The organism is Limnohabitans sp., from assembly GCF_044361645.1.
GTDB lineage: Bacteria > Pseudomonadota > Gammaproteobacteria > Burkholderiales > Burkholderiaceae_C > Limnohabitans_A.
This window is the reverse complement of the sequence record NZ_JBIKIL010000037.1, coordinates 23,191-30,299: the sequence shown is the minus strand read 5'-3', so window position 1 is coordinate 30,299 and position 7,109 is coordinate 23,191. Positions and strand designations below refer to the sequence as shown.

Below are 7,109 nucleotides of genomic sequence, written 5' to 3'. Positions count from 1 at the left end.
GCCGGGTCCAGCACAAAGGTCTGGGCCAGTTGTTGGTAGACCCAGGGCTGCACTTGGCCCGTGGTGGCCGACCAGCCCATGGTGTTGGTGAGGTGCGCTTCGATTTGGCGCACGCCCTCGTAGCCGTGTTGCAGCATGCTTTCGTGCCACTTGGGGTTGAGCATGCGGCTGCGGGTTTCCAGCGCCACTTGTTCGGTCAGGCTGCGCACCACGCCCTCGCCTTGGGTCTGGTCGCCAATGAACACCGGCGGGGCTTCGGCCGCGTTGCCGTCGCGTTGGTGCTTGGCCTGCAGCACGGCGCGGCTGATGCCGCCCAGCGTGTCAAAGTAGGTGTCGATGCTGGTCACGCCCAGCTCGACCGAGTCGAGGTTTTGGTAGGTGAGTGACACGCTGGCCAGCGCGCTTTGCAGCACGGCGGTGTTGCGCACCGGGCGGCCTTCGCGGCCGTAGGCAAAGCCTTTGCGCTGGGTGAAGGCGTCGCCCAGCTCGTTTTCGTTTTCCCAGCAGCTGCTGTCGATCAGGTGGTTCACATTCGCGCCGTACGCGCCTTCGGTGTTGCCAAACACCCGCAGCGAGGCGCATTCGAGGTCGCTGCCCGGGTGCTCGGCCATGAAGGCCAGGGCGTGTTGGCGGATGAAGTTTTGCTCAGCCGGTTCGTCGGCGCTGGCGGCCAGAAACGAGGCCTCGGCCAGCAGGCGAATTTGCATGGGCAGCAGGTCGCGGAAGATGCCCGACAAGGTGATGACCACGTCGATGCGCGGGCGGCCAAGTTCAGCCAAGGGAATGAGCTGCGCACCGGCCAAGCGGCCATAGCTGTCAAAGCGCGGTGCGGCGCCCATCAAAGCCAGGGCTTGGGCCATGGGGCTGCCTTCGGTCTTGAGGTTGTCGGTGCCCCACAGCACCATGGCCACGGTCTCGGGCAGGGCCTGGTGGTCTTGCTGGTAGCGGGCCAACAGTTTCTCGGCCTGGCGCTGGCCGTCGCGCACGGCAAAGGCAGAGGGCATGCGAAACGGGTCCAGGCCGTGCAGGTTGCGCCCGGTGGGCAGCACGTTGGCGTTGCGGATCAAATCGCCACCGGGGGCGGGCTGCAAATAGCGGCCATCGAGGGCGCGCATCAGGCCTTGCATTTCGTGGTCTTCACCCAGCAGGCGGTTGCTGCGCACCAGTTGACGCAGTGTCTCGGCCTGGGCTTTGTCGTCGCTCATCACATCGGCACTGAACTGCGCGTTCAGCTGGGCCTGACTGGCACCGTCGACCAGGGCTTGCATCAAGGCCTCGTTTTGCGCGGCCTTCAAACCCATGGCATCGGCCATGACTTTGAGTGTGCCCAAGCGCTGCTCACGGGAAGGGGCTTGACCCATCACGTGCAGGCCTTCGGGGATGAGGGCGTATTCGAGTTCGAGCAATTGGTTTTGCAGCTGCTCTATCCAGGGGGTGGCATCGCCTTGGGTGCTGGGCACGGCCAGGTCGATGCTCTGGGCTTGCTCGCGGATCAGGCTCGTGAGGCTTTCGCGGTCTTGCGCTTGATCGGGGCCCATTTGCTGCCAGCGCTCGATCGATTGCTGCAAGCTGACCAATTCTTTGTACAGGCCCGAATGGGTGAGCGATGGCGTGAGGTAGCTCACCAGCGTGGCCGCGCCACGGCGCTTGGCCAGTGCGCCTTCGGATGGGTTGTTGGCGGCGTACAGGTAAATATTGGGCAGCGCGCCGATCAGGCGGTCGGGCCAGCACTGGGCCGACAGGCCGGTTTGTTTGCCGGGCATGAATTCGAGCGCGCCGTGCGTGCCAAAGTGCAGCACCGCGTCGGCGGCGTAGTCCTCGCGCAGGTAGCGGTAAAACGCGCTGAAGGCATGGGTGGGGGCGCAGCCGGTTTCAAACAACAGGCGCATCGGGTCGCCTTCGTAGCCAAAGCCCGGTTGCACCGTGACCACCACCTGGCCAAAGTCTGCGCCGAGCACAAAGATCGACTGGCCATTGGTCAGGTGCTTGCCGGGGGCGGGGCCCCACTGCGCTTCGATTTCGTTCAACCAGCGTTCGTTTTGCACATGGTGGCCGGTGTCGATGGCGTGCAGCACATTGGCCTGGGTGCCGTACTGGCTGGCGTTGCCGTGCAGCAAACGTGTGCGCAGGTCGTCCACGCTGTCTGGCAATTCGACGCGGTAGCCTTCGAGCGACAGGCGCTGCAAGGTGTTGAACAGCGACTGGAACACCGACAAATACGCGGCCGTGCCCACACTGCCCGCGTTGGGCGGGAAGTTGAACAACACGATGGCCAGCTTGCGATCGGCGCGGGGCTTGTCGCGCAGGCGCACCAGGCGCTCCACACGCGCTGTCAGCATTTCGGTGCGCTCGGTGCAGGTGAACATGTCTTGGCTGCGCGGGCCACTGGGGAAGGTGCAGCCTTTGTCGCAGCCGGTGCAGGTTTGTCCGGCAGGGCCGGGGCGGCCGCCATAGACCATGGGCAAGATCGAGCCGTCGAGTTCGGGGATGGCCACCATGATGGTGTTCTCGACCGGCAACAGCCCGCGGGTGGAGCCACCCCATTGTTCGATGGACTGGAACTCGAGTGGGTGCGCGGCGATGTAGGGCACATCGAGTTCGCTGAGCGCCACTTCGGCCGCGCTGGCGTCGTTGTAAGCCGGTCCGCCGACCAAGGAAAAACCAGTCAGCGAGATCAGCGACTGGATCTTGGATTCGCCGCTGTTTTTGAAGAAACGGTCCATTGCCGGACGGGCATCGAGGCCGCTGGCAAAGGCCGGGATGACGCGCAGGCCGCGCGCTTGCAGCGAGTGGATGACGGCGTCGTAATGCGCGGTGTTGCCCGCCAGCAAATACGAGCGCAGCAGCAACAAGCCCACGGCCGGCTGGTCTTGGCGGCCGTGACCGGGCAGCTCGCTCAGCTCTTCGCTGATGCGGTTTTTCATTTGCGGGTGGTACAGGCCCACCTCGGGGTATTCGATCGGGTCTTCCGGCTGGGCCAGGGCGCGCAGGGGTTCGCGGGGGCCTTGGGCGTAGCGGTGCACCAGGGTTTTGACCAGGTGCTCGATGTTGTGCTCAGACCCGGCCAACCAGTAGCGCATGGTCAAAAAGAACAGGCGCAGGTCTTGCGCGGTGCCGGGGATGAAACGCAGCAGCTTGGGCAGGCGGCGCAGCATGGCCATTTGCTTGGCCCCCGCGCTCGAGGGTGCACCGGTTTCAGAACCCGTGTCTTTGTTTTTGGCGCTGGGGCGCAGCTTTTTCAGCAAAGCCATCAGGCCGCTGGATTCGCGGCCCATGACCAGTTTGCCCATGCGGGTGAGCTGGGTGACCTGCGGCGCGGACATGATGCAGACCATGGCGTCGCAATGTTCGCGGCGCGCCTGCAATGCGTCGAGCACCGGCAGGAAGTGGTCTTCCATGAAGAGCATGGTGACGATGACCAGGTCGGCTTGCGCCACGGCGGCCAGGCAGTTGGCCAGGGCGCTTTCGCTGTCGCGCCAGGCCGAGGCGCTGTGGGTTTGCAGGTGCAGGCCCGGCAGGTCGCGCGCCAAGCGTTCGGCCGCGCTCTCGGCGGCGCTGGCCAGGTGGCTGTCCATGGTCAGTAGCACCACGCTCATGCGCGGTGCTTGGGTCTTGCTGGACTTAGCGGCTGAAATGGGCTTTGGCATCGTAGAGCGTCTCCACGGTGATGGTCGCCACGCCCAGGTCTTGGGCAAATCGCTCGGTGTTGCGGCGTGCTTTGCCGCGCACAAAGAACGGGATCTTGCCCAGCTCCTTTTCGGCTTCGGCGCTCCAGGTGGCCTGGTTCGAAGCGGCTTGGGCTGGGGCGGCGACGGCTTTCACGCCGTCGCTTGTCAAGCCTTTGGCTTGGATGCTGTCGGTCACCAATGAGGGCGCAGGGGCTGCGACGGGTGCGGCAGGTGCAGCAGCGGCCGATGCAGGTGCCAGGTTCTCAGCCGCCGGCCGTGTGCTGCCCAAATGCGAAGGCGCAGCACCGGCGTGGAACTCGAAATCTTCGCGGAACATGCCGATCAGGTGTTCTTCCAGACCCATCATCAGCGGGTGCACCCAGGTGTCGAACAGCACGTTCGCGCCTTCAAAACCCATTTGCGGCGCGTAGCGTGCCGGGAAATCTTGCACATGCACCGGGGCTGAAATGACGGCGCAGGGGATGCCTTGGCGCTTGGCAATGTGGCGCTCCATTTGGGTGCCCAAAATCAGCTCGGGTTGCAGGGCGTTGATCTGGTCTTCGACTTCCAGGTAGTCGTCGGTGATCAGGGCTTCAACACCGTAACGCTTGGCGCAGTCGCGCACTTCGCGGGCAAATTCGCGGCTGTAGCTGCCCAGGCCCACCACCTCAAAACCCATCTCTTGGCTGGCGATGCGGGCGGCGGCCACCACATGCGTGGCGTCGCCAAAAATATAAACCCGCTTGCCGGTCAGGTAGGTCGAGTCGACCGACTTGGCGTACCAAGGCGCATGCGCGTGCTCGGGGTCTTGGCCAGGCACTGGCAGGCCGGTCAGTGCGCAGACTTCGGCAATGAAGTCGCGGGTGGCGTGGCTACCGAGTGGCACGGTCTTGGTGTAGGGCTGGTCAAACTGGCGCTGCAACCACTGCGCGGCGGCCAGGCCAATTTCGGGGTAGAGCACCACGTTGAAGTCGGCCTCGGCCAGTTTTTGCACATCGGCCACACTGGCACTCAGGGGCGCGACCACGGCCACGTCCACACAGAGTTGCTTCAAGAGCTGGGTGATTTCCTTGACGTCGTCGCGGTGGCGAAAGCCCAAGGCGCTGGGGCCGAGGATGTTGCAAGTGGGGCGTGCCTTGGCCGGTTTTTCTGAGGCGGGTTTGTGCACCAGGTGGCGGCACAGTTGGTAAAAGGTCTCGCTTGCGCCCCAGTTTTCTTTGCGCTGGTAAGAAGGCAAATCCAGGGCCACCACCGGAATGGGTAACTTCAGGGCTTGGGCCAGGCCACCGGGGTCGTCCTGGATCAATTCGGCAGTGCAGGACGAACCCACCAGCATGGCCGCAGGATTGAAGCGCGCCATGGCTTGGCGGGCCGCGTCCTTGAACAGTTCGGCCGTGTCGCCGCCCAGATCGCGCGCCTGAAAAGTGGTGTAGGTGACGGGCGGGCGGCGCGGCAGGCGCTCGATCATGGTGAACAACAAGTCGGCATAGGTGTCGCCTTGCGGTGCGTGCAGCACGTAGTGCACATCCGTCATGGCGGTGGCCACCCGCATCGCGCCCACATGGGGCGGTCCTTCGTAAGTCCAGAGCGTCAGTTGCATGGGGTGTTCCTGCGCTTTATGCGGCCAGCTTCAGGCGGCGCTTGAGGGGGCGGCTGAACAGACCGGCCAGATCGGCCGCTTGTTCGTAGCCCTGAATGGGGGTGAAGACCAACTCGATGGCCCACTTGGTGGTGATGCCTTGCGCCTCGAGTGGGTTGGCCAGGCCCAGGCCGCACACCACCAAATCGGGGGCGTCGGCGATGCAGCGGTCCAGCTGCAGGTCCACGTCTTGGCCTTCGCTGATGCGGGTGCCTGCGGGCAAGAGCGCGAGTTCTTCGGCCATGTGCTGGCGGTGCAAGTAGGGTGTGCCCACTTCCACCAGGTCCATGCCCAGTTCGCGGTGCACAAAGCGGGCCAGCGGGATTTCGAGCTGCGAGTCGGGGAAGAAAAAGATGCGCTGGCCTTGCAGCATCTGGCGCTGCACGGCCAGGGCTTTTTCGGCGCGCTGGCGGGGTGCGGCGGTGGCTTGTTCAAACACCTCGGGGACCACACCAAATTCGGTGGCGGCCGCTTGCAGCCAAGTGGTGGTGCCTTCCACGCCCAGAGGGAAGGGCGCGGCCAGGTGCTGCGCGCCACGCGATTGCAGGGCGCGGGCGGTGTCGGCCAAGAAGGGCTGGGCCAACAAATAGCGGGTGCCCGGGCCGACCACCGGCATGGCTTGGCTGTGGCGTGGCGGGAAGAAATTGACTTGCAGGCCCATGCGCTCAAGCAGGCTGCGCAGCTGGTCTTCCACCACGTCGGCCAAGGTGCCCACCACCATCAGGGCGGGTGCGGTGTCGGTGCTGGCAGGCAGGCCGGGGACCATGGCCGCGAGGCATGCGTCTTCGCCCTGGGTGAAAGTGGTTTCGATGCCGCTGCCCGAGTAGTTGAGCACGCGCACCTTGGGGTGGTGAATTTGGTTTTGGCGTTCGGCTGCGCGTGACAAATCCAGCTTGATGACTTCAGAGGGGCAAGAGCCCACCAAGAACAACAAACGGATATCAGGGCGGCGCGCCAGCAGCTGGCCCACCACGCGGTCGAGTTCTTCGTGCACATCGGCCAGGCCCGCCAAGTCGCGCTCGTCGATGATGGCGGTGCCAAAACGGGGCTCGGCAAAGATCATCACACCGGCGGCGGACTGGATCAGGTGGGCACAGGTGCGCGAGCCCACCACCAAAAAGAAAGCGTCTTGAATTTTGCGGTGCAGCCAGATGATGCCGGTCAGGCCACAAAACACCTCGCGCTGGCCGCGCTCGACCAAGGGCACAACGTCGGTACAACCGGCGCTTGCAGCGGAGGTTTCTGCGCGGATGGGGATGACGGTGCTCATGTGCTGGCCTGTGCACCCGATGTGGGCAAAGAAGTTGGGTCGGGGAAGGTGGTTTTTTGCAGCCGCGCCATGCGCAGCTTGCGGATGTATTGCGCGGCGTTGATGGCGTAGCTCACATACGCAGCCAAGGCCAGCAGCAGCTGGTCGGTGGGGCTCCACAGGCCTTGCCACCAGACCCAAAGGTAGGCGGTGTGCAGGGCCAAAACCCCCATGCTGACCACGTCTTCCCAGTAGAAGGCCGGGGCAAACAGGTATTGGCCAAAGACCACTTTTTCCCAGATGGCGCCGGTGAGCATGATGGCGTAGAGCACCAAGGTCTTGAGCACCACCGAGGCCAATGCCCAGTCGGTGTGCTCGCCGGTGTGCAAGCTGCCCAGCACCAAATACAAGCTGATGCCAAAAATCAGGAACTGCACCGGGGCCAGCACGCCTTGCACCAGCGTCCAAGCGGTCGCGTCACGCCGGGCGCGTTGCGCTGGCGTGTACAAAACCGGGGGGCTGGAGGTGCGCATGGGGTCCTTGTGTGTGCGGG

The 7,109-nt window shown here is 64.4% G+C and carries 4 protein-coding genes; all 4 read right to left on the bottom strand.

Going from position 1 to position 7,109, the window contains the following annotated elements:
• Window positions 1-3,596 (bottom strand): magnesium chelatase subunit H (locus ACIQ39_RS07790; RefSeq protein WP_396434047.1); only part of this gene is annotated, 3,596 nt, incomplete at its 3' end.
• 25 nt (window positions 3,597-3,621) lie between these two features.
• Window positions 3,622-5,268 carry a ferredoxin:protochlorophyllide reductase (ATP-dependent) subunit B gene (gene bchB / locus ACIQ39_RS07785; protein ID WP_396434046.1) on the bottom strand — a complete coding sequence of 549 codons (1,647 nt, stop codon included), beginning with the start codon at window positions 5,266-5,268 and terminating at the stop codon, window positions 3,622-3,624.
• 16 nt (window positions 5,269-5,284) lie between these two features.
• A complete protein-coding gene (locus ACIQ39_RS07780; RefSeq protein WP_396434045.1) occupies window positions 5,285-6,577 on the bottom strand; it encodes a ferredoxin:protochlorophyllide reductase (ATP-dependent) subunit N in 1,293 nt (430 codons plus the stop codon).
• Window positions 6,574-7,089, bottom strand: coding sequence for a 2-vinyl bacteriochlorophyllide hydratase (bchF, locus tag ACIQ39_RS07775; RefSeq protein ID WP_396434044.1), 516 nt, complete (start codon window positions 7,087-7,089; stop codon window positions 6,574-6,576). Before bchF ends, ACIQ39_RS07780 begins: the two co-directional genes overlap by 4 nt.
• Window positions 7,090-7,109 lie beyond the last annotated feature (20 nt).